Source organism: Nitrosomonas sp. GH22 (genome assembly GCF_009833115.1).
Lineage (GTDB): Bacteria > Pseudomonadota > Gammaproteobacteria > Burkholderiales > Nitrosomonadaceae > Nitrosomonas > Nitrosomonas eutropha.
The window spans coordinates 52,767-74,432 of record NZ_QRCA01000013.1; the positions used below are offsets into that span (position 1 = coordinate 52,767).

Annotated in this window: 22 protein-coding genes and 1 pseudogene; 9 read left to right on the forward strand and 14 right to left on the reverse strand. The window is 46.5% G+C overall.

Annotated elements, in window-relative coordinates; all coding sequences use genetic code 11:
* Positions 1-323 precede the first annotated feature (323 nt).
* The gene (locus ABF86_RS05745; RefSeq protein WP_011634572.1) at positions 324-1,253 is read right to left on the reverse strand and encodes a cytochrome-c peroxidase; all 930 of its coding nucleotides are present in this window, start codon (positions 1,251-1,253) and stop codon (positions 324-326) included.
* Between the two features lie 175 nt (positions 1,254-1,428).
* Between ABF86_RS05745 and ABF86_RS05750 the strand changes: the two are divergent.
* Positions 1,429-2,218, forward strand: a pseudogene (locus ABF86_RS05750) (IS5 family transposase); the annotation flags it as partial.
* 99 nt (positions 2,219-2,317) lie between these two features.
* On the opposite strand, the gene ispD reads toward ABF86_RS05750, so the two are convergent.
* Positions 2,318-3,019 carry a 2-C-methyl-D-erythritol 4-phosphate cytidylyltransferase gene (ispD, locus tag ABF86_RS05755; protein WP_074684785.1) on the reverse strand — a complete coding sequence of 234 codons (702 nt, stop codon included), beginning with the start codon at positions 3,017-3,019 and terminating at the stop codon, positions 2,318-2,320.
* 67 nt (positions 3,020-3,086) lie between these two features.
* On the opposite strand from ispD, the gene ABF86_RS05760 reads away from it, so the two are divergent.
* Complete coding sequence (locus ABF86_RS05760) at positions 3,087-3,527, forward strand: CBS domain-containing protein (RefSeq protein ID WP_011634576.1); 441 nt, start codon at positions 3,087-3,089, stop codon at positions 3,525-3,527.
* 54 nt (positions 3,528-3,581) lie between these two features.
* On the opposite strand, the gene ftsX is transcribed toward ABF86_RS05760, so the two are convergent.
* Genes ftsX through ftsY form a run of 3 tightly spaced genes read right to left on the reverse strand, consistent with a single transcriptional unit; the run spans position 3,582 to position 6,186 of the window.
* Positions 3,582-4,502, reverse strand: a complete 921-nt coding sequence (gene ftsX, locus ABF86_RS05765; RefSeq protein ID WP_011634577.1) for a permease-like cell division protein FtsX — start codon at positions 4,500-4,502, stop codon at positions 3,582-3,584.
* Entirely contained in the window at positions 4,499-5,152 is a 654-nt protein-coding gene (locus tag ABF86_RS05770) for an ATP-binding cassette domain-containing protein (RefSeq protein ID WP_041353514.1), read from the reverse strand. The genes ftsX and ABF86_RS05770 overlap by 4 nt, the downstream gene beginning before the upstream one ends.
* Before the next feature lie 35 nt (positions 5,153-5,187).
* On the reverse strand, positions 5,188-6,186 hold the full coding sequence (gene ftsY, locus ABF86_RS05775; RefSeq protein ID WP_041353784.1) for a signal recognition particle-docking protein FtsY: 999 nt from the start codon (positions 6,184-6,186) through the stop codon (positions 5,188-5,190).
* 105 nt (positions 6,187-6,291) lie between these two features.
* On the opposite strand from ftsY, the gene ABF86_RS05780 reads away from it, so the two are divergent.
* Together ABF86_RS05780 and alr are read left to right on the forward strand one after the other, a co-directional pair.
* Complete coding sequence (locus ABF86_RS05780; RefSeq protein WP_074455313.1) at positions 6,292-7,683, forward strand: pitrilysin family protein; 1,392 nt, start codon at positions 6,292-6,294, stop codon at positions 7,681-7,683.
* A gap of 126 nt (positions 7,684-7,809) precedes the next feature.
* Positions 7,810-8,895: an alanine racemase gene (alr, locus tag ABF86_RS05785; protein ID WP_074455312.1), complete on the forward strand. Its 1,086-nt coding sequence runs from the start codon at positions 7,810-7,812 to the stop codon at positions 8,893-8,895.
* A 33-nt stretch (positions 8,896-8,928) separates the two neighbouring features.
* Here the strand turns inward: alr and ABF86_RS05790 are convergent, their stop codons facing one another.
* The 3 genes from ABF86_RS05790 to ABF86_RS05800 all read right to left on the reverse strand — a co-directional run bounded on the left by ABF86_RS05790 (position 8,929) and on the right by ABF86_RS05800 (position 11,466).
* On the reverse strand, positions 8,929-9,723 hold the full coding sequence (locus ABF86_RS05790) for a peptidyl-prolyl cis-trans isomerase (RefSeq protein WP_074455311.1): 795 nt from the start codon (positions 9,721-9,723) through the stop codon (positions 8,929-8,931).
* A gap of 173 nt (positions 9,724-9,896) precedes the next feature.
* Entirely contained in the window at positions 9,897-10,199 is a 303-nt protein-coding gene (locus ABF86_RS05795; RefSeq protein WP_011634583.1) for a YciI family protein, read from the reverse strand.
* 112 nt (positions 10,200-10,311) lie between these two features.
* Positions 10,312-11,466: an FAD-dependent oxidoreductase gene (locus ABF86_RS05800; protein ID WP_074455310.1), complete on the reverse strand. Its 1,155-nt coding sequence runs from the start codon at positions 11,464-11,466 to the stop codon at positions 10,312-10,314.
* Between the two features lie 316 nt (positions 11,467-11,782).
* On the opposite strand from ABF86_RS05800, the gene htpX reads away from it, so the two are divergent.
* Positions 11,783-12,661, forward strand: a complete 879-nt coding sequence (gene htpX, locus ABF86_RS05805) for a protease HtpX (protein ID WP_011634585.1) — start codon at positions 11,783-11,785, stop codon at positions 12,659-12,661.
* Positions 12,662-12,732: 71 nt separating this feature from the next.
* Here htpX and ABF86_RS05810 read toward each other — a convergent pair whose 3' ends face one another.
* From ABF86_RS05810 to ABF86_RS05825, 4 genes are all read right to left on the reverse strand, one after another.
* Positions 12,733-13,476: a VacJ family lipoprotein gene (locus ABF86_RS05810; RefSeq protein WP_041353785.1), complete on the reverse strand. Its 744-nt coding sequence runs from the start codon at positions 13,474-13,476 to the stop codon at positions 12,733-12,735.
* A gap of 184 nt (positions 13,477-13,660) precedes the next feature.
* A complete protein-coding gene (gene hemL / locus ABF86_RS05815) occupies positions 13,661-14,944 on the reverse strand; it encodes a glutamate-1-semialdehyde 2,1-aminomutase (protein ID WP_011634587.1) in 1,284 nt (427 codons plus the stop codon).
* A gap of 36 nt (positions 14,945-14,980) precedes the next feature.
* On the reverse strand, positions 14,981-15,619 hold the full coding sequence (gene thiE / locus ABF86_RS05820) for a thiamine phosphate synthase (protein WP_011634588.1): 639 nt from the start codon (positions 15,617-15,619) through the stop codon (positions 14,981-14,983).
* The gene (locus ABF86_RS05825; RefSeq protein WP_011634589.1) at positions 15,612-16,454 is read right to left on the reverse strand and encodes a hydroxymethylpyrimidine/phosphomethylpyrimidine kinase; all 843 of its coding nucleotides are present in this window, start codon (positions 16,452-16,454) and stop codon (positions 15,612-15,614) included. The genes thiE and ABF86_RS05825 overlap by 8 nt, the downstream gene beginning before the upstream one ends.
* A gap of 52 nt (positions 16,455-16,506) precedes the next feature.
* Here ABF86_RS05825 and ABF86_RS05830 point away from each other — a divergent pair, with 52 nt between their 5' ends.
* The 3 genes from ABF86_RS05830 to erpA all read left to right on the forward strand — a co-directional run bounded on the left by ABF86_RS05830 (position 16,507) and on the right by erpA (position 17,638).
* A complete protein-coding gene (locus ABF86_RS05830) occupies positions 16,507-16,695 on the forward strand; it encodes a rubredoxin (RefSeq protein ID WP_074684784.1) in 189 nt (62 codons plus the stop codon).
* Complete coding sequence (gloA, locus tag ABF86_RS05835; RefSeq protein ID WP_074455307.1) at positions 16,695-17,084, forward strand: lactoylglutathione lyase; 390 nt, start codon at positions 16,695-16,697, stop codon at positions 17,082-17,084. Before ABF86_RS05830 ends, gloA begins: the two co-directional genes overlap by 1 nt.
* Before the next feature lie 188 nt (positions 17,085-17,272).
* Positions 17,273-17,638 carry an iron-sulfur cluster insertion protein ErpA gene (gene erpA, locus ABF86_RS05840; protein WP_074684783.1) on the forward strand — a complete coding sequence of 122 codons (366 nt, stop codon included), beginning with the start codon at positions 17,273-17,275 and terminating at the stop codon, positions 17,636-17,638.
* A gap of 8 nt (positions 17,639-17,646) precedes the next feature.
* Here the strand turns inward: erpA and ABF86_RS05845 are convergent, their stop codons facing one another.
* Together ABF86_RS05845 and ABF86_RS05850 are read right to left on the reverse strand one after the other, a co-directional pair.
* Positions 17,647-18,738, reverse strand: coding sequence for an anhydro-N-acetylmuramic acid kinase (locus ABF86_RS05845; RefSeq protein ID WP_074455306.1), 1,092 nt, complete (start codon positions 18,736-18,738; stop codon positions 17,647-17,649).
* 35 nt (positions 18,739-18,773) lie between these two features.
* Positions 18,774-20,012 carry a peptidoglycan DD-metalloendopeptidase family protein gene (locus ABF86_RS05850; RefSeq protein ID WP_345889563.1) on the reverse strand — a complete coding sequence of 413 codons (1,239 nt, stop codon included), beginning with the start codon at positions 20,010-20,012 and terminating at the stop codon, positions 18,774-18,776.
* Between the two features lie 185 nt (positions 20,013-20,197).
* Here ABF86_RS05850 and tyrS point away from each other — a divergent pair, with 185 nt between their 5' ends.
* A complete protein-coding gene (gene tyrS / locus ABF86_RS05855; protein ID WP_074684782.1) occupies positions 20,198-21,418 on the forward strand; it encodes a tyrosine--tRNA ligase in 1,221 nt (406 codons plus the stop codon).
* Positions 21,419-21,666: the final 248 nt, after the last annotated feature.

Here is a 21,666-nt window from a genome sequence, read left to right on the forward strand (position 1 = left end):
AGGTAAACTCAAGCCCCCTGGACTTATCGGGGGGTCAGGTTTGAATGTACTATCCTTCCCTGATTACTGAAAACATGATGCCGCCTTCAATTTCTTGATTCAGGTTGAAAGAAGGCTTTATCACGCCAAAGTCGGAAAAATCTGGAAATAACAACTGGCATTAATCTCCGCACGGCACACGCCTGGTAATCAGAAATTTCTACAGAACTGGCGGCAGACAGCATTGTAATAATCGTTGTCTGCCGCCGCTGTTACAAGACAGACAACTTTTTTCTGCAAAGTCTGACTCATTCACACCCAATATCCGTCAGGTACAGACCATATTATTGTTTGCTGGTAAGTGAACCCAGAAAAGCTTTTACATCTTTGATAAAACTTGGGTCAACATCACGACCCAGCTGATATCTGGCCATTTTTTTAATAGCTTCATCCAGTGTGGCAACAGAACCATCATGGAAATAAGGAGCGGTTTTAGCAACATTTCTCAGGCCAGGTACCTTGAATACTCCTTTGTCCGCTTCCAGACCAGTAACTTCGTACCTGCCAAGATCACTGGTTTCATATGGTTCAAACAAGCCAATTTTTTTATACGAGTTGCCACCTATGGCAATACCGTGATGACAATTGGAACACCTCATATAAACAAATTTTTTCAACCCTCGTTTCTCGGCAGCATTTAAAGCATTCTCGTCACCCCTGAGAAAATCGTCAAAACGCGAAGGCGTGATAAGCGTGCGTTCAAAAGCGCCAATTGCCTTGCCGATATTTTTATACTGAATCGGATCTTTTTCATCCTTGAAAGCCTCGGCAAACATGGTTTGATATTCATCGATTTTTTTTAGTTTGCTGATTACAGCTTCCTCATTAGCCATCCCCATTTCAATTGGATTCAAAATCTGGCTAAGAGCTTGCTCTTCAACATTCCTGGCACGTCCATCCCAGAACTGAGCAATTTGCAACGCAGCATTGAACGTGGTCGGAGCATTTCTACCACCACGTCTACCATCATGCCCCGGTGAGGTTGGCTGGTTATCAACACCAAAATTATCCAGTTGGTGGCAGGAGTTGCAGGAAATAGTGTCATCAATTGAAAGTCGCGGGTCAAGATACAGCTTCTTGCCCAACGCAATCAAAGCAACATTTTTTGTTTCATCAATAATCGAAACGGGTAACGGCTCAAAACTCTGTGTATAGTTTTGCGCGTAGCCATAAGAACTTGCCATTAATAACAGCAATAAAAATATTATTTGCATAAGACCTCCGGAAATTCACATAAACACCTTGACCAACTTCGCGCAATAACTTTTCTCATGAGACTGATCGCAAGAAATTCCAAGGGTTGTTTACAGAGTAGTTGACTAAAACAGGAAGTCAATATTTTATAAGAATCTGTTTATGATCTCGTAAAGCTGATGTTCATGTTGGGACATGAGGGCAAGTTATCTGAGCGCTCTATCGCGAAAACAACTTGCTGTTATTCAACTGATTCTGGAAAGAGTTCGCAAAGTCACCAAGCCACGCATTATTGACCTATTCGCCGTATTTTGCACAGTGGTGTACATACTTAAAACGGACTGTCAATGGCGGGCGCTTCCCGGTGACCACCCGAAATGGGAGACAATTTACACGTATTTCTCCAAATGAAAAAAACCTGCCGTCGATGGCATGATGGGGTGCGCATTAAAAAATCAGATATCGGAGGCTCGTATTCAGGCTGGCTGCAAACGCATACCCAAGCGGGTGATTGTTGATGCTCAGAGTGTAAAAAATGTAAAAAATACGGATACTACCGAGGAAAAGGGCTACGATGCAGACAAGAAAATGTCCGAAATCAAACGACATATTGTTGTTGACACCTTGGGATTGCCTCACGCCATTGCTGCGACAACCGCAGAGGTTACCGGCTGCAAGGGAACTATTGCTGCATTAACGCCAAGCATTCCGACTGTTCTACGTATTGAGCATGCTTACGGATTCTGGCTACACAGCTCAACCATTTACCGAAGCAGTCAGGTTATGTTTGGGTGAGGTGATCACGGTGCAGATCACAAGGAAAAGTGAAATGCACACTTTTGTGGTCATTTCCAGGCGCTGGATTGTGGAATAAACTTTTTCATGGCTGGAAAAATACCGGCGATTATGAAAGAATGGCGAGCGAAAACTCAATACCAGCCTGCAATTTGTCCACCTGGCACTTTTAATACTATTACCCAGAAGAGCATACCCAGAAGAGCATAAACAGGTTCTAAGAAGAGGGGTAATCAGACCTGTTGACACACCGTTTTACCAGTATGTCAAACGCAGATCAGAATCGGTTTTAGGTTATGGCACGTTCTCGCAGGATCAGCTCAGCCAGCTTCAAATCCCGCGGGTAAGTCACTTTGAAGTTATAGGCATTTCCTACTACTAGCTTAGGAGAGAGTCCCAATGCCTCTACTGCACTGGCATCATCCGTGATACCCGCTGGGGCCTTTTCCAGCGCTTCAAGCAGCAGCTTCATGCGAAACATTTGTGGAGTCTGCGCCTGCCACAGCCGCTCTCTCGGTTCCGTACGAATTACCCGACCAGCATCATCCGCACGTTTTAAAGTATCCGCCAGTGGCACCGCCAGCAAACCACCGACTTCGTCATCCGCAAGCTGGTCAAGCAACCGCTCAACCAGGGTTGTACTTAATCCCGGGCGCGCTGCATCGTGTACTAGTATCCAGTCCTGATCCTGTACATGATTTGCAGCACGCAATGCCTTTAGTCCATTGGTAACGCTTTCCGCACGAGTTGCCCCACCGCAGTTAAATATCTGGATCTTGCCGGCAAATTCACGCCAGTTATGCCGAATCCATTCAGTATCTTCAGGTGCCAGCACAATGCAGACTGTGGAAATACGGGCAATGCTACACAAGGTACGCAGTGCGTGGTAAATCATAGGTTTACCTGCTAGTGGCCGGTACTGTTTGGGGATGTCTTCTCCCATACGCGAACCGGAACCGGCAGCTGTAATCAGCGCAATAAATTTAACCATGCAAGAATCCTGTAAAATGGGCCTGTTTATTATCAAATACGGTTATTTTATCAACGGGAGGGTTATTATGAAAACTGTCAGATCTTTGTTACAGGAAAAAGGACACGATGTTGTCGTTATTGGACCGAGTGATTCCGTATCCGACGCAATGCAAAAGATGACAACCAACAACATCGGTGCGCTGCTGGTTGTTAAAGACAAAAAACTAATCGGTATTCTAACTGAGCGGGATTTTTCCAGAAAATACTGCTTACTGAATAGATCGGTAAAAGATATGCGAGTAGAGGAAATTATGACCCGTCAGGTGGCTTATGTTGGACTGGATTACACGAATGAAGATTGTATGGCACTGATGACTGAAATATGCGTTCGCCATCTTCCCGTCTTGGATGATGGAAATATTGTCGGAATTCTTTCGATAGGTGACTTGGTAAAAGATATCATCTCACAACATGAATTTGTTATTCAACAGCTTATACAATACATTTATGACGCGCGGGAAATTTAACACTTTTAGGTTTAATCCTCATCTCAGAGAAATAAAAAATTGAATCCTGAGATATCAGGAGATGGAGTTTTCATGATCGATTTGTGACAGATGCCGGGCAACTGACCAGCGCGCCCCAATCCACCCTAGTGCACCGGAGAATAGCAGTAAAATCAGACTATCCCGCCAGGAAAGATAATTGAGCGTAAATGTGGTGGCATATAGCCGGGCCAGTTCGGACAGAGCTTCATTCAGTTTGAGGATTGCAAAATAAAGCAGCAACCAGGCCAGTACAGCGCCCGCCACCCCCTGTAGCGCACCAAAATAGAGAAATGGTCGACGGATATAGCTATCTGTGGCACCAATCAGTTTGGATAGCTCAATCTCGTCACGCCGCGTCAATATCTGCAGACGGATGGTATTGAATATAACGATCACAAGCGCCGCGCCGAACAGTGATGCCAGCATAATGACGACCAGTCTTCCTACATCAAGCATGGCATCCAGTTTTCTGGCCCAGTCAGTATCTACCAATACATGCGCTACCCTGGGCCAGGTCTGTACCATGGCTTGTATTTCTTCTATTTCATTGGCAGACATATGGCCAAGGTTGATTACAAACGCATCAGGCAATGGATTTTGTTCGAGATTATGCATCACCTCCACCATCCCACTTTCCTGTTTCAGTTCCTGTAACGCAATTTCCTTTGAAATAAACTGAAAACCTTCAATTGTGGGCATCTTTTCCAGCCGAGCATTGATCAGCTCAACGTCGGCCTGGCTAGCTGCCGTATCCAACATAATGGTCATTTGTTGCATGTCTGTTGCCTGCCCTGATACCTCGCGCAAGTTTTCCAGCAGTATAAAAATACCCGTGGGCAAGCTCAGAACAATACTGAAAACGATGATACTCAGCAGACTGGCAACGGGAGCAGCCGCAAGTTGTCTGAGTGCACGCAACAGCGCATACCCATGTTGAGACAGCCAGCTGCTCATGTGACCAGCTTTCCGTGGCGCAGCTCAAGTACACGATGTTGTGTCATATCAAGCAACATTCTGTCGTGTGTCGAGATAAGAACGGTAACGCCCACCTGATTGAATGATTCGAAAACAGCCATGATGTCTCGTGCGTAACCGCTATCAAGATTGGCAGTAGGTTCATCCGCGATCAGAATGGTCGGGCGATGAACAACAGCGCGCGCAATACACAGCCGTTGTTTTTCTCCTCCCGACAAAGTAACTGGATCTGCCTTCTCCTTATTCAGCAGACCAACTTTATCTAGCGCCGCACGCACACGCGAAGCACTAGCTCTCGTATCAAAGGCCGTCACCTGCAACGGCAACATGACGTTAGCAAAAACATTACGATCATACAGGATTTTTTGTTCCTGAAAGATCATTCCTATATTCCGGCGCAAGTAAGGAATGGCACTTCGTCTGAGTGAATCAATATTTTGCTGCCCTACCACAATACTCCCGGAAGTTGGACGTTCTATCGCGGCCATCAACTTCAGAAGTGTACTTTTACCAGCACCAGAGTGCCCGGAAAAGAAAATCAGCTCTCCCTGGCTAATCGACAGGGTAATACTTTTGAGTGCCTCATACCCTCCTGGATAAAACTTGCTGACATTGTTGAAGTTGATCATTGCAGCCATACCAGACACTCAAACAAAACAGAGGATTAATCGAACAGTGCTTCTGCAAATTCCCGGGCATTGAAAGGCCTTAAATCATCCAGCCCTTCCCCCATCCCTATAAAACGTAGGGCGAGCGGATTATCGACAAATTGTGCAGCAATGGCAGCAATTACTCCGCCCTTGGCAGTTCCATCCAGCTTAGTCATGACCAATCCAGTAACACCCAGAGCATCATTGAAGGCCTTTAACTGACTGACAGCGTTTTGACCAGTATTCGCATCCAGCACCAGCAGTACCTCGTGCGGTGCATCAGGTATGGCTTTGGCAACGACGCGCTTGATTTTCTTGATTTCTTCCATCAAATGGAGCTGGGTAGTTAGGCGCCCAGCGGTATCGGCCAGAACGATATCTATTTTTCTTGCAATAGCTGCATTGACTGCATCGAAAATCACAGCGGCCGGATCACCTTTTTTGCCCGGATCACTTTCCTGGGAAATAACTGTGATCTGGTTGCGCTCGCCCCATATTTTAAGTTGCTCCTGTGCTGCCGCGCGAAAAGTATCGCCAGCCGCCAGCAACACCGAATGTCCCTGTGACTGGAAATAATGAGCAAGCTTACCGATGGTGGTAGTTTTACCAACACCGTTTACGCCAGCAATCATGATCACGAAGGGTTTATGCCCAGTTGTAACCAGTGGTCGCTCCAACGGCTGCAGTAGTTCAGTCAGTGCATCCTGTAAGGCTGTTTTAAGTTGTTTTGAATCGTCCAGTGCATCACGCTTAACGCGGGTACGCAGTGATTCCAGCAACCGGTTTGTCGCCTGGATTCCAGTATCTGCTGTCAATAAAGCGGTCTCAAGTTCCTCATACAGATCTTCATCGATTTTCCTGCCCCCAAACAACCCGGACAACTGCTTGCCAAACTGCTGTCGTGTGCGTGTCAGGCCCTGCCTGATCTTATCGGCGAAACTGACTGACTCGACTTCAATCCGAGCAGGATTTTTTTCGTCAGAGTTCTTTTTGGATTTAAAAATGCTAAACATTCTGGTAGGCTGTTTCTGTTTCGGGGAAACAAACATCATACCATCAACCAATTGCCGAGGTAATGTCAGTCATCCGCCCCAGGCCAGTTCAACTTTCAGCACAATATGAAAATCAGTTTTTGCCCCAGTCGTCTCATTATTTTTCTTTGCGTTACATTATTGGTATCGCCACTACCAGCTTCAGCCAATCCACACGAATATCTGCTTGATAATGGCCTTAAACTGGTTATCAAGGAAGATCATCGTTCGCCAGTGGTCATTCAGCAGGTCTGGTACAAGGCCGGCAGTATGGATGAAGTCAACGGGACAACCGGCGTGGCACATGCACTGGAACACATGATGTTCAAGGGAACTGACAGTGTGCCTACCGGAGAATTTTCCAGAAGAATTGCAGCCGTTGGCGGTAAGGAAAATGCTTTTACCAGTAGTGACTACACTGCTTATTATCAGCAGCTGCACCAGCGCCACTTGCCAATGGCAATGGAACTTGAATCCGACCGCATGCACAATCTGCGGCTGACACAAGAAGAATTTGCCAAGGAAATACAGGTTGTAATGGAAGAAAGAAGGCTGCGCACGGATGATCAGGCACACGCGTTACTGTACGAAAAACTAATGGCGACAGCCTTTCAGGCACATCCCTATCGTCGCCCGATTATTGGCTGGATGAATGATCTGGAGCATATGCAGGTAAGTGATGCCCAGGATTGGTATAAGCGCTGGTATGCGCCCAATAATGCGGTACTGGTAGTGGTAGGTGACGTTGATCCGGAAAGCGTACTCGCACTGGCAAAAAAATATTACGGAAGATTCAGCGCCGGTAAAATTCCATCTCTGTCCGAACGCAAGCCACAAATTGAACCGCCTCAAATAGGAATCAAGCGACTGGTAGTAAAGGCACCTGCAAAACTCCCGCATCTGATCATGGGATACAAAGTTCCTGTACTCAAAGATCCCAAAAATGACTGGGAGCCCTACGCACTGACCATTCTGGCTGAAGTACTGGATGGCAACGCCGCAGCAAGACTTAACAAAGCCCTGGTACGTGAAACACGCGTTGCCATCTCGGCTGATGCCGGCTATAGCGCTATTGAGCGTGGCCCTGGTACTTTTTATATTGATGGGACTCCCAGTGAAGGCAGAACAGCAGATGAACTGGAACAGTCGATTCGTACTGAAATTGACAAAATTATACAGTCCGGAATCACCCAGGAAGAACTTGCTCGCGTCAAGGCACAAGTAGTGGCAAGTCGTATTTATCAACTTGACTCCACTTTTGCGCAGGCGATGCAGATTGGCAGACTGGAAAGCATCGGACTGTCCCACCGGGATGCAGATATTATTCTGGAACGACTACAGGCAGTTACGGCAGAGCAGGTCAGGAATGTCGCTGAGAAATATCTGATAGATGATTCGCTGACTGTGGCCGTACTGGATCCGCAACCTTTATCAGAAACCTCTTCCTCCCGGAACAGCAACATTGAACTAAAACACTAACCTTGCCTATCTTCTCGAAAGACAAAGGAAAGGTAGCTGTGCTAGCAGTTGCTCATTACTATTTCCAGGGCGGCACCATCTGTAAACTGTTGATTCTTTTTTGATTCCCTAACCTCAATTGTACAAATGTATCGCCCGATTCGTGCTCTCATTGACTGTACTGCTTTACAACACAACCTTTCTGTTGTCCGCAGCCACGCTCGCCAGGCCCGCATCATGGCTGTTGTCAAAGCCGATGCCTACGGCCATGGCTTGCTCCGTACCACACAAGCATTAAATACAGCGGATGGATTTGCTGTACTTGAGCTGGAAGCAGCGATCCAGCTAAGAGAAGCCGGATTTAATCAACCTGTTTTACTTCTGGAAGGATTTTTCTCGGCAGAGGAGCTTGAGGCAATCGATCATTATCAGCTCAGTACGGTTATTCACAGCCATGAGCAGCTATCGCTACTGCTGGCGCACAGAAAGACAGGAAAACCGGATATCTACCTCAAGATCAATACTGGCATGAATCGCCTCGGTTTCAGGCCTGAAGAAGAAAGTTCCGTATTCAACAGAATCAGGCAATGGCGTTCAGATGCCAGCATTACACTGATGACACATTTTTCCTGTGCGGATGACGCTCTGGAAGCAGATCAAGTTAATCAGCAACTGGATCAGTTTGCAGCACTTCGCGATGTAAAAGAAAATAATCCACCCCAAACGCTAGCTAATTCTGCAGCAATTTTACGTTACCCCGGAACACACGCGGACTGGGTACGTCCTGGTATAGTCCTCTACGGAGCATCGCCCCTGCCAGACAAAACAGGTATTGAACTGGGGTTACGGCCTGTCATGACACTGACCAGCCAGATCATCGCCGTACAACAGCTTGATCCATCAGACAGAGTAGGCTACGGCGGGCAGTTTATCGCAAACCAGCCAATGCGTATCGGAGTTGTTGCAGCCGGTTACGCAGATGGGTATCCACGTCATGCCCCTACCGGAACCCCGGTACTGGTTAATGGCCAGCGCACGCGGCTAGTCGGACGTATTTCAATGGATATGCTAACTGTTGATCTGAACGGGATTAGCGAAGCCGGGGTGGGAAGCCCGGTAACCCTCTGGGGAGAAGGACTACCGGTAGAAGAAGTTGCAAAATCGGCACAAACTATCAGTTATGAGCTACTGACAGCACTCTCTCCCAGAGTACCGAGCATCAGTATAAGCTAATGATTAGATTACAGATTCTTTGTTAACACCTGATTATTCAACTTTGGCATTTTTACGCAACGACTCAACCACCGCTGCAAACTTGCGCTGTAATACCCGCTGCTGCATATTTTGCTTTACTTCGTCAAAAGAGGGTGGAACAGCAGTACGCACATCATCCAGACGAATTACATGCCAACCAAAGGGAGTTTGTACTGGCTGACTGGTTGTTTCGCCTTTTTTCAGTTTGGTCAATGCATCGGAAAAGGGCTTAACATAAACTGCCGCCGAGCTCCAACCCAGCTCCCCACCATTACTCTTGCTGCCGGTATCAATGGAGCGCTCACCAGCCAGTTTCTCAAACACGCCGCCTTTTTTCAGAGAGGCAACCAAATCCTTGGCTTCTTGTTCTGTTTCCACAAGAATATGGCGTGCTTTGTATTCCTTATCACCCATCTGTGATTTTACTGATTCATATTCCTTGCGTAGTTCATCATCGCTAACCGGGTTATTTCGCATAAAATCAGCCTGATACGCCCTGATCAATATTCCCTGGCGCGCAAGATCAATCTGTGTGACAACATCCGGATTACGGTCAAGCCCCTTTTTTATTGCTTCTTGTGTCAGTACTTCTTCCGTGATGAGATTTTCGCGCAAAGCATTTCTCATTTCAGCTGAATCGGGTTGACCTTGCGCTGTTGCTGCCTTGATCACCAGGTCAAGGCGTGATTGTGGTATCGCTATACCGTTAACTTTGGCGACTGTACCACCGCCCTGGGCACTTAAGGGCGCAGTACATACAAATCCCAGCACAGCAAGTGGCACACAGAGAAACTTGGTTAAGCGCATAAAATTTCCTTTAAATAGTAAAGTAGTTGACAAATTTTATCTGAATAATCTAAAAAGCATACATTTTAACAAAACACGGATAAGTTCTTTTTGAAAACAGAAAAGCTTTTACAGATTCCTTTTGAAAATATTCAGGCCTGAATAAACTGGAAAAATCTCTGGCCACCACCAATTTATTCAGGCAGAACCTTCCTGAACGGCTTTACGGCCACTTTTGCATAAATACCGGCTGCCAGGTATGGATCAGCATCTGCCCATTCCTGAGCCGCATTCAGTGACGCAAACTCTGCCACTATCAAGCTTCCGGTAAAACCCGCCGGCCCGGGGTCCACGCTATCAATCGCCGGACACGGGCCTGCCAATAACAGTCTCCCCTGCTCCTGTAATTCCTGGATTCGCGCCAAATGTGCAGGCCGGTTAACTACCCGTTGCGCCAGGCTATCCGGAACATCTTCACCGTATATTAAATAGAGCATGTTATTTTCTCTTAGTCAGTACAAATCTCATACAGTTCTGGTTCTTTGTGGCAGGCCTGAATATCATTTGGATACACAAGCTTTATTACCACAGATTAGTACCAATAATTTCCTAAGCCAATACGGGCGGCAGAAGGGCAACCAGAGCATTACGTTCATTTGTTGCTGTTCCCAGCAAGGCAAAACCATGTAAATTACCAGCTTCATCCTGATACAAAGCTTTCATGCCATTCTCAACAGTTTGAATTTTCCACTCACCTTCTGCCCCAGGATCGGGAGGCGAGATAACCGCCGGGCAGGCAGGTGTTTTGACCATTACCGGCATCGCCGGGTAGCGCAGTAATGTCTGGTTACCGGCAATTGTTGCAGCCAGAGCTCGACCAGCATGCGAAATTGGCAGAATAAAAGGTAATACTTTCCCGGCCACTTCTGCACAATCACCCAAGGCATAGATATTCTGAATACTGGACTGTAAATAACGATCAACCGTAATTCCACGATTGATCTGAATTCCTGCTGCCTCAGCTAAACCAGTACGTGGCTTCAAACCAATGGCAGACAGCACCATATCGGCCTGAACAACTCCACCTCCTTTGTAATATAAATGATAATATCCATTCTCCTTGCTTATCTTCTCAACAGTTGTACCGAGCAGAAATTTAACACCTGCCGTTGACAATTTCTCACGGAAAAAGTGTCCGGCTTCGGAAGGAAGCAACCGACCTAATGGTTGCGGACTCAAGTCAAAGACGCTTACCTGATAGCCTTTTACTACAAGATCGTTGGCAAACTCGCAACCAATCAAGCCGGCGCCCAGTATAGCGACATGACGCTTATTTTCCAGGTTCTCACGAAATCTCCGGTAATCATCCAGATCATTAATGGATAGCATATCATCCGCACCGCTTCCAGGTATCGGCAGGCGCATCGGATCAGCTCCCAGCGCCAATACGAGCCGACCATAAGTCAGCTGCGTACCATTTTCGAAATAAACATTATTCGCAGCCACATCAAGTGTATCGACGCGCGTATAAGGCTGCACTGTGATACCCAGTTGTCCGGACATCTGTTCTGAGCTCGCACTCAGAATGGAATCAGGTGTTTTACCTGTTGCCAAAGCATTGGATAACATAGGCTTTGAATAAAAACCGCCATGATCGGCAGATAAGAGAGTGATTGGCACGGCAGAATCCAGTCTCCGCAGCTCGCGTACAACCGTATAACCCGCCAACCCGCTTCCTATAACTACGACAGGCAATTGACTCATATTGATATACCCTGTTTGATCACAATCAATTTATCTCCTTTCTTTTCGCCCAAACCAGCGAACAACCGAATTCACACAAGCATTCCCACCCTTCAGGATTTCGCAACCACGCGACAACCCGCACGTACCTTGGCTTTTTATTGTACCTTAACCCCAAAAATTCCAGCGACATATAGGATTACATTACATAGAAATACCTTATCCCGACACTTGATGTTGTGAAATATGTCACCATATATCGGTTTGCTTTGAACGATTGTTTTTTATTACATTCAAAATCAGACACGTGTACTAATAAACCTGAAGGAAGAGGATAATGAAACGGATTTTTCTTTTTATTGTAACGAACTTGGCCATACTGGTAATGCTGAGTATAACCCTGCGTTTGCTCGGTGTTGACCGCATACTGGATGCTGAAGGCAGTGGATTAAATTTTAATGCTCTACTGGTTTTATCGGCTGTAATAGGATTTGGCGGTTCGCTCATTTCGCTTGCCATGTCCAAATGGAGTGCCAAGCACATGACTGGTGCCACGGTCATTGAAATTCCTTCAAATTCCACCGAAGGTTGGCTGGTAGAAACTGTCCGCCGGCAGGCCAAAGCAGCTGGCGTGGGTATGCCTGAAGTGGCCATTTACGATTCACCCGATATTAATGCATTCGCAACAGGAATGAATAGAAACAATGCGTTGGTAGCAGTCAGCTCAGGATTGCTGCAAAAAATGAGTCGTGATGAGGCTGAAGCGGTACTGGCTCATGAAGTCAGTCATATTGCCAATGGCGACATGGTAACGCTGGCATTGATTCAGGGCGTGGTGAATACATTTGTGATTTTCCTCTCCCGTATCATCGGCCATGTAATTGATCGCGCTGTCTTCAGAACGGAAGAAGGACATGGCCCCGCCTATTTCGTTACCAGCCTTGTCGCACAACTGGTACTGGGCATACTCGCCACGATAATTGTGATGTGGTTCAGTCGTCAGCGTGAATTCCGCGCAGATGCCGGGAGTGCACAGCTTTCCGGAAGAAATAAAATGGTTGCCGCACTGCGGCGATTGCAACAGGAATATGAGCCATCTCATTTGCCAGATAAGATCGCTGCTTTTGGAATCTCTGGACAAAAGAGCCAGATTGGGCGTCTGTTTATGTCACACCCCCCTCTGGAAGAGCGCATCCAGGCATTACAATCTGCCTGATGATAGAGCAGCCGGGGCTGGTGAATCCTTACACCAGCCCCGGCAAAAATGTAAATAACCATCTTATTGAATCAATCATCAATGATTATTTCCTCGTCATCAAAATCCACTGACTCTTCCGCAGATGAAGTACCGTTGTTTTGAATCAGGCTATCACGCCTCTGTAAATAAGCATCGCGTACAAACTCGTACTTATCCAGCGAAGCTTCCTCCAGCGTCTTATCCAGATCCAGCAACTGCTCACGCCTATCGATAAATTCCATAGTAGCAACAGGCATACGCACAGTCAGCAGATCAAAGCCGGTATAAATAGCTCGCGCAGGATGAATGAACGTGCTATCCACACCAAGCCCAACTGCATCCCTTACAGTACTGGGCCCTAGTATCGGCAATACAAGATAGGGTCCGCTACCAACACCATAAAAACCCAATGTTTGGCCAAAATCTTCATTGCGCTTATTGATGTCAATATCGCTCACCTGAGTGATATCACTGGCCAGATCAATAGCTCCCAACATCCCAAAGGTTGTGTTAATCACTACACGTGTTGTACTCGCCATTGCGTCCATAAATTTCAGCTGCAGCAGGGAGTTCGCAACAATGACAACATCATCAAGATTGGAAAAGAAGTTTCCAACAATCATTCTGAGTGGAGATGGTAGAAATCGCTGATACCCCCTGGCAACAGGCTCCACCACAATTTCATCAAGCTTTTCATTAAATGAAAATATTGCGCGGTTCATGGATTCCAAAGGATCGTGCCGGTTATCCGTGGTAGCACAACCTGACAGTGCGCTGCCTAATGACAGAATCACGAAAAATTTTCGGAAATAAAGAGAGCAAACAACCATAATTCGTTAATTATTCTTTATTATGAATTTGACATTTTGTCACGAATACAAGAATCGCAACAAGCCGATTGGAAAAATATAAACGGCACCCAACCTCACGAATTGAATCTTTTATTTATATGTCGTGAATTGCACTCTTTGGTATCTCTTACGCTTTTTGACTGAAAACCCGATCAGCTGCTTCCAGTGTTTTGTCAATTTCCACATCCCCGTGCGCAGCAGAAACGAAGCCTGCTTCGAAAGCTGAGGGTGCAAAATAAATACCCTCTTTCAGCATGGTATGAAAAAAACGGTTAAACGCATCACGGTCACTCTCCATTATTTCTGTAAAACTTACTGGCGGTGTTTTCCTGAAATAAATTCCAAACATTCCACCCACTGCCTGTGCACTAAACACCACGCCATTTTTTATGGCGACAGAAGTCAGGCCGTCTGTTAACTTACGTGTCATCATTGACAACTTGTCAAAAAAACCAGGCGTCTGTACTTGACGCAAAGTTTCCAACCCGGCAGCAACTGCAACTGGATTGCCGGAAAGTGTACCTGCTTGATACACGGGTCCCAATGGCGCAAGGCATTCCATCACATCACGTCGTCCACCAAACGCTGCCATGGGTAACCCCCCACCGATTACTTTCCCTAGAATGGTTAGATCTGGCCTGATGCCATATAGCCCTTGGGCACATTCCAGTCCAACGCGGAAACCTGTCATCACCTCATCCAGAATCAGCAAACTGCTATGCTTTGTACATAGTGTGCGTAATGTTTCCAGAAACTGGGGGGTTGCCTTAATCAAATTCATATTGCCCGCCACTGGTTCGACGATCACAGCGGCAATTTCAGAACCCAGTTTGCTGAAGGTTGCTTCCACTCCGGCAACATCGTTATAGTTCAATACCAGAGTATTTCCTGCTGTTTCAGCGGGAACCCCTGCTGAACTGGGATGGCCGAAAGTCAATGCGCCTGAACCTGCTTTAACCAGCAAGGCATCATCGTGCCCGTGATAGCAACCTTCAAACTTGATAATCCGGTTTCTGCCGGTATAACCACGCGCGAGCCGAATGGCACTCATTCCAGCCTCTGTGCCGGAACTTACCAACCGTACCAGTTCCAGGGAAGGCAACAACCGACATAACAATTCGGCTATTTCCAGCTCTGCTGCCGTTGGAGCACCAAAAGAGGTACCACGGCTTGCCGCATCCTGAACGGCCCTGACAACATCGGGGTGCGCATGCCCGAGAATAAGCGGCCCCCATGATCCAACGTAATCAATATAGGATTTTCCTTCCACATCCCAGAAACAAGCACCCTGCCCGCGCTGAAAAAAAATAGGCGTACCTCCTACGGATTTAAAAGCACGTACTGGTGAATTAACGCCTCCCGGAATGTATTGCCTGGAGCGCTCGAACAATTGTTGATTAGTGATCGTCATTGGAATATTTGCTTAAAAGTTATCGAAATTGATGGTTCAACAGAATAGCTTTGAAAAATGCCGGGCAGCAGATTGGATATCTTGTGCGCTGAACAGCGCCTGACTGACAGCAACGGCATCACATCCACGGGCAATCAGCGCCTCGGCATTGTCCAGATTGATGCCGCCGATTGCCACAATGGGAATATTCAACGTTTTTTTTGCAGCATCAAGCAGATGAATCGGCGCCTGATATGCATCAACTTTAGTCATTGACGGATAAAAAGCACCAAATGCAACATAATCTGCTCCCGCCTTTTCAGCTTCAATTGCATGACTGAGCTGATTGTAGCAGGAGACGCCAATGATTTTATTCCGACCGAGATAGTGTCTAGCTGCCGCCACAGAAGTATCTTCTCCACCCACGTGCAAACCTTCGGCATCGATCTCCATGACTAAATCCATATGATCATTAATAATCAGGGGAACTTGAAACTGCTTGCAGAGAAGATGAATTTCCAGGGCCTGCATCAATCGCAGCCGACTGTTGGCCTTTTTATTCCTGTACTGAAGCCAGCTTACGCCGCCAGCCAATACGTGATAAGCCATCTCACACAGCCGATCGATATTTTCAATATCAGGCGTGATTGCATAAAGGCCGCTCACCTTAATCCGATCCATAGGAGGATCAATCATCGGAGCCGCCGGCTTCCTCTTCCAAATTATCACTTTCCATCCAAAAAAATCTGTCTGGTATATATTGTCCCATTCCGGGGCGGAAGCCTGCCTTGAGCGTATGCCAAGTAAATTCCTGTGCCTCGTAGACGCTGTCCGTAATTGACATACCATGAGCAAGTGAAGCCGCTATTGCGGATGACAAGGTGCACCCTGAGCCATGAAACGATCCAGGCAAGCGCTGCCATGCATCGGACCGGACGATACCATTGACATCGTAAAGTACGTTAACCACTTGCGGTGTATTTTCATGAGCCCCCTTGATAAGCACGTAACTGCAACCCCATTGCAACAATTGATCTGCACTTTGCTTCAAACCCAGAATTTCCGGATCATCTTCGTGATCAAGCGCAATACGCCTGGCCTCAAAACTGTTAGGGGTAATAATTGTCGCCTGGGAAAATAACATCTCACGCATGGCAGAAATTACTTCTTCATTGGCAAACATGTCGCCACGACTGGAAGCCAGTACTGGATCAAGCACCAGTGGAATATCCGGATAATCCGATATAACTTCAGCAATAGCTGCGACAATTTCAACACTGCCCAGCATCCCAATCTTGAATGCTTGTACCGGCATATCTTGCAACACGGTTCTTGCCTGATCAATGACCCATTCAGCATCCATCACAAATATGTCCTCGACACCGGTTGTATCCTGGACAGTTACGGCTGTGAGTACAGTGAGTGGATGACAGCCCATTCCGGCAAGAGTCAGTATATCCGCCTGAATACCGGCGCCCCCGCTTGGGTCACTGGCAGCGAAGGATAGTACAATTGGAGGTGGTAGTGACATGCATTAATACCGTAAAATGTTATTTTAACTTAAGCAAATCTACTTATCTATTATGACTACAGAAAGTAACCAGGATTATCACCGTTATATGTGCATGATTTGTGGCTTTATATACGATGAAGCAGAAGGATGGCCACAAGATGGTATTCCTGCCGGAACCCACTGGGAAGATATTCCCATGAACTGGACTTGTCCGGAATGTGGTGCACGAAAAGAAGATTTTGAAATGGTGAAAATATAATGCGCATTCTTCATACCATGTTGAGAGTAGGTAATCTGGAGCGTTCGATCCAGTTTTACACCGATGTCCTCGGAATGCAAATTCTGCGCCGTAAGGATTACCCAGAAGGACAATTCACATTGGCATTCGTCGGTTATCAAAGTGAAGCGGAAGGTACCGTTCTGGAGCTGACGCATAATTGGGAAATCGACCATTATGATCTCGGAACAGGTTTTGGACACATTGCAATCGAAGTAGACAATGCCTACGAAGCCTGTGAAAAGGTCAGAAACCTGGGAGGCCGCGTCACGCGGGAGGCTGGACCGATGAAACATGGAACTACCGTGATTGCTTTCATAGAAGATCCGGATGGTTACAAGATTGAATTCATTCAAAAGAAAACAGTGTAACTGATGTTGCCATGGGGAGCTTGGCTGTAGCATAGTGCTCAGCCATTCAAAACGATACTTACAGTCTATGCTGAACATAATCCTCAGTTTGCTGTCTGCCAAAGAGGGTACAGATAAATTTCAGAACCACCAAAGCAGCAGTAATCGCCTAATATCAGAATAATCAGTTACATAAATAAGTGAATAAAATGAACACGATAACCCATGAAGAAGCAAATACAGTTCAACCCCCGTTATTTTTTACCGATAGCGCTGCCAGCAAGGTAAAAGAACTGATTGAAGAAGAAGCAAACCAGGCACTCAAACTGAGAGTTTTCGTCAGCGGAGGGGGATGCTCCGGATTTCAATACAGTTTTACATTTGATGAAATTATCAATGAAGATGACTTTGTAATAGAAAAGCAAGGAGTTAGGCTCCTGGTGGATTCAATGAGCGTTCAATATCTGCTGGGAGCGGAAATCGATTATCAGGAAAATGCCCAGGGCGCACAATTTGTCATCAAGAATCCAGCTGCAGCCAGTACTTGTGGATGTGGCTCCTCATTCTCGGTCTGAAAGAATTTTCAGGCAGGATAAATCGCGCCCAGTACCCGCCTACCGGTTGCGCCGGTCACGGCGGGAAGATTTCCAGGAGTGCGTTCAATTGATTGTCGCGCTAGCCATGCAAATGCACACGCCTCCACCCAATCAGCATCGATACCTAACACATCGGTTTTCCTGATCTCGCGATCTGGTAATTCCTGCTGTAGCCGAGCAACAAGGGTCTCATTATGCGCCCCTCCCCCACACAAATAGAGTTCACGGGCTGTTGGATAGCAAGATCGTATCGAGTCGGCAATTGTCTGTACAGTCAGTTGCAGTAACGTGGATTGAACATCCTGTGCAGCTTCCTTGCCTGTCAAATAAGACAGCAACCAATTAAGATCGAATGTCTCCCTGCCTGTACTTTTAGGGGGCGGCATTGAGAAATACGGAAAACTCAACAGATCATTCAGCAGGTGGTCAATCACTTTGCCTGACTTTGCCCATAATCCGTTTTGATCATAGCGCTCGCCCGTATGCTGCAGGCACCAAGCATCCATCAACATATTTCCGGGGCCGCAGTCAAAACCACTTACACTATTTTCAACAGGCAGGCTGGTAATATTGGCAATTCCGCCAATATTAATGATTAGGCGATGAACATCCGAGTGAGAAAACATCTGCTGATGAAATGCAGGAACCAGTGGCGCCCCCTGCCCGTTGGCAGCAATATCACGATTCCTGAAATCCGTTACAACAGTAATATCTGTCAACTCCGCCAGCAGAGCGCCGTTCACCAGCTGGATACTATACATATACTCCAATTGTGGACAATGTCTGATGGTTTGTCCATGACACCCGATCGCCACAATCCCTCCGGAATCAACCTTGGCTTTTTCAAGCAAGCACACCACCGTTTCTGCATATAACCTTGATAATCGATTACCTGATAAAGCCGCACGATGTAATTCATTTTCGCCGCTCTGATTCAGGCCTAATAATTCCGCCTGAAGAAACGGATCGTAAGGAACATAACAGGTATCAATGAGTGAAAATGACGATCCGGAGAAATTTACCAGTACTGCATCGACACCATCCAGACTGGTACCTGACATAATGCCGATGTAATACATTTCACCTGACTTTATAGACGACTATCCAGGCTGAATCAGTTCAATGCAGCAAAGCTGGTATTGCGCAGCAAATCAAGCCGGGAAGCTAGTTCCCTGGTTTGTCTGTGAAAAGCCGAATAATATTTTTTACTGACGGGCTGTGCTGCTGGCATTACGATTTTAGAAGGGTCGCGCTGAACCCCGTTTACCCGCAACTCATAATGAAGGTGGGGGCCGGTCGCCATCCCGGTCGATCCAACAAAACCAATAATGTCGCCTTGTTTGACGCGCATTCCTTTCTGCAATTTTCTATTAAAACCCGATAAATGGCCATATGCAGAGCTGTATTGAGCATCATGCTTGAGTATAATCAGATTACCATAGCCACTCTGCTTGCCTTTAAACTCAACAGTACCATTTGCTGTCGCCATCACGGGTGTTCCGGTCGGAGCAGCATAGTCAATCCCTCTGTGGGCTCGCCAGCGTTTCAAGATGGGATGGTAGCGCGCATGAGTAAACCCGGAACTGATCCGGGAAAACTTTAAAGGTGCCATCAGAAATGGTTTGCTCAGACTTTCTCCCTCTGGCGTATAATAACCGCCCTCCTCACCCGGTGGCCGAAAATAGACAGCGCGCCTGGATTTCTCCTTGTTGAAAAACTCTACCGCAAGCACACGCCCGACTTGTGTTTTCCCGCTTTCATCCTGTGCGGATTCATAAACAACCGTAAAACGATCGCCCTTTCGGACATCACGGTGAAAATCAATACTACTGGAAAATATATCAATCATCTGGGAGGCGATTGTGCTCGGTAAGTCAGCCTTGTCAACGGCTGCAAACAATGATGAACTGATCACTCCCGAACCCACCAGGACACGCGTATCACCTTCAGCTGACTGCTCGTTCAGCTCAAATGTCCCATCGATTTTTTCGACCTGAAACTGCTCACCATTTCCGTAAAAGTAGCGCAGTGCTAACAATTCTCCGTTCGGCCGGGTTTCCGCATGAATGATTTCTCCCGGTTTAAGCTGGCTCATCGCCCGACTCCCCCGGACAGTATCTAGAAAGCGATTCTTGTCTTTTTGACTGATTTCAAGACGAGCAAGAATCGCCGAAATGGTATCTCCCCGACGTATACTTTCCTGATGCCAGAAAGTCATTTCAGGATCAGAAGATGCAAACTCTTCCGGCAATGGCAAGGCACGAACTATTTTTTTATTGGGTATTTCCTGAAAGGAGGAATCGGGGACAATTCCAAAAGCGGTAACCATCCCGAATAACGGAAAACTGGACAAGATGGTGATCCAACGTACCTTTTTTTGTGCGAAAACAGTGAGTTTTTGCGCTAGAATACTTTTTCTTTTACGAGGTGACTGGTAGTAAATCAAATGCCATCACTCCTATTCGTCTGTTGGAAATTTTTCAAGTCTAACACGGAAAAGCATAAATATAATGACGACTGATTTTTTACTGGCTGGCCGTGTCTAAGTCAATCATTCATCAACTTCAAGTAATCAAACGGGGCTGTCAGGAGCTGCTGATTGAGGAAGAACTCACACAAAAACTCATCAAAAATCAACCCCTAAGGATCAAAGCCGGCTTTGATCCTACCGCACCGGATCTGCACTTGGGGCATACCGTTCTGCTGAACAAGCTGCGCCAGCTTCAGGAGCTTGGCCACCATATTCTGTTCCTGATTGGCGACTTTACTGGAATGATCGGCGACCCCAGCGGTAGAAACGCCACGCGCCCACCGCTGACATGTGAGCAGATTGCACAAAATGCAGAAACCTACACATCTCAGGTATTCAAGATACTTAAACCTGAGCAAACAGAGGTGGTTTTCAATTCAACCTGGATGGATAAATTCAGTGCAGCTGACCTGGTCAGACTGGCCTCCACTTATACCGTCGCACGCATGCTTGAACGGGATGATTTCAGCAAGCGCTATCACGAGAATCGGCCGATCGCCATCCATGAATTTCTTTATCCGCTTGTGCAGGGTTACGATTCAGTAGCGCTGAAAACCGATCTCGAACTAGGCGGCACTGATCAAAAATTCAATTTGCTGGTAGGGCGTGAATTACAGAAGCACTACGGCCAATCTCCGCAGTGCATACTGACCATGCCACTTTTGGAAGGGCTGGATGGTATCCAGAAAATGTCGAAATCGCTCAACAACTATGTCGGTATTAATGAATCGCCTACCGAAATGTTCGGCAAGCTGATGTCAATCAGCGACACCCTGATGTGGCGTTACATCGAATTACTGTCTTTTGAATCACTGGACACCATACACCAGTGGCAGCTTGAAGTGGAAGCAGGCCGAAATCCGCGTGACATCAAGGTGCAGTTTGCACAGGAAATTGTGGCGCGCTTTCATAGCCGAACAGCTGCCATTCAAGCTACAGAAGATTTTGATGCTCGTTTCAGAAAAGGTGCCATTCCTGATGATATTCCAGAAAAAAAACTGTATGTTCAAGGCACAGAACTGGCTGCACCTCAACTGCTCAAGCTGACTGGATTAACCGCCAGTACCAGTGAAGCTCTGCGTATGATTGAACAGGGTGGCGTAAAGTTCGATGGCAACAAGGTCAGTGACAAAACCCAAACTGTTCCCGTCAATACGACAGTTATTGCCCAGGTCGGGAAGAGGAAATTCGCAAAAATAATACTTTTGCCCGATCAAGATGGCATATAAAATCTGCTTCTCTGTAAAATCAATTCCAGCTATATAGCTTATATGACAACATTGTTTATCCACCCCAAAAAATATTAATATGTAGACTCGGTCGTAACGGTGCTACTAATTTCTCTACTGCCATCTCAAATAATTCATTAATAAGTACAAAATGCCAACTATCGCAGATTTAGCTGTGCATATATGTGGTTCGGATCAATAAAAGAAAACCGGGGTAGTGTGGAGGATAATCTAGAAATAACTGAAAT

Coding starts and splice junctions, on each gene's coding strand:
- hemL (WP_011634587.1), bottom strand. CDS start 14,944: ATGACGATCACTAATCAACAATTGTTCGAGCGCTCCAGGCAATACATT.
- ABF86_RS05800 (WP_074455310.1), bottom strand. CDS start 11,466: ATGAGTCAATTGCCTGTCGTAGTTATAGGAAGCGGGTTGGCGGGTTAT.
- ftsX (WP_011634577.1), bottom strand. CDS start 4,502: ATGAGCAGCTGGCTGTCTCAACATGGGTATGCGCTGTTGCGTGCACTC.
- erpA (WP_074684783.1), top strand. CDS start 17,273: ATGAACACGATAACCCATGAAGAAGCAAATACAGTTCAACCCCCGTTA.
- ABF86_RS05780 (WP_074455313.1), top strand. CDS start 6,292: ATGAAAATCAGTTTTTGCCCCAGTCGTCTCATTATTTTTCTTTGCGTT.
- ABF86_RS05745 (WP_011634572.1), bottom strand. CDS start 1,253: ATGCAAATAATATTTTTATTGCTGTTATTAATGGCAAGTTCTTATGGC.
- ABF86_RS05760 (WP_011634576.1), top strand. CDS start 3,087: ATGAAAACTGTCAGATCTTTGTTACAGGAAAAAGGACACGATGTTGTC.
- ABF86_RS05825 (WP_011634589.1), bottom strand. CDS start 16,454: ATGTCACTACCACCTCCAATTGTACTATCCTTCGCTGCCAGTGACCCA.
- ABF86_RS05770 (WP_041353514.1), bottom strand. CDS start 5,152: ATGATCAACTTCAACAATGTCAGCAAGTTTTATCCAGGAGGGTATGAG.
- ispD (WP_074684785.1), bottom strand. CDS start 3,019: ATGGTTAAATTTATTGCGCTGATTACAGCTGCCGGTTCCGGTTCGCGT.
- gloA (WP_074455307.1), top strand. CDS start 16,695: ATGCGCATTCTTCATACCATGTTGAGAGTAGGTAATCTGGAGCGTTCG.
- ABF86_RS05830 (WP_074684784.1), top strand. CDS start 16,507: ATGACTACAGAAAGTAACCAGGATTATCACCGTTATATGTGCATGATT.
- ABF86_RS05845 (WP_074455306.1), bottom strand. CDS start 18,738: ATGTATTACATCGGCATTATGTCAGGTACCAGTCTGGATGGTGTCGAT.
- htpX (WP_011634585.1), top strand. CDS start 11,783: ATGAAACGGATTTTTCTTTTTATTGTAACGAACTTGGCCATACTGGTA.
- alr (WP_074455312.1), top strand. CDS start 7,810: ATGTATCGCCCGATTCGTGCTCTCATTGACTGTACTGCTTTACAACAC.
- thiE (WP_011634588.1), bottom strand. CDS start 15,619: ATGATTGATCCTCCTATGGATCGGATTAAGGTGAGCGGCCTTTATGCA.
- ftsY (WP_041353784.1), bottom strand. CDS start 6,186: ATGTTTAGCATTTTTAAATCCAAAAAGAACTCTGACGAAAAAAATCCT.
- ABF86_RS05795 (WP_011634583.1), bottom strand. CDS start 10,199: ATGCTCTATTTAATATACGGTGAAGATGTTCCGGATAGCCTGGCGCAA.
- ABF86_RS05790 (WP_074455311.1), bottom strand. CDS start 9,723: ATGCGCTTAACCAAGTTTCTCTGTGTGCCACTTGCTGTGCTGGGATTT.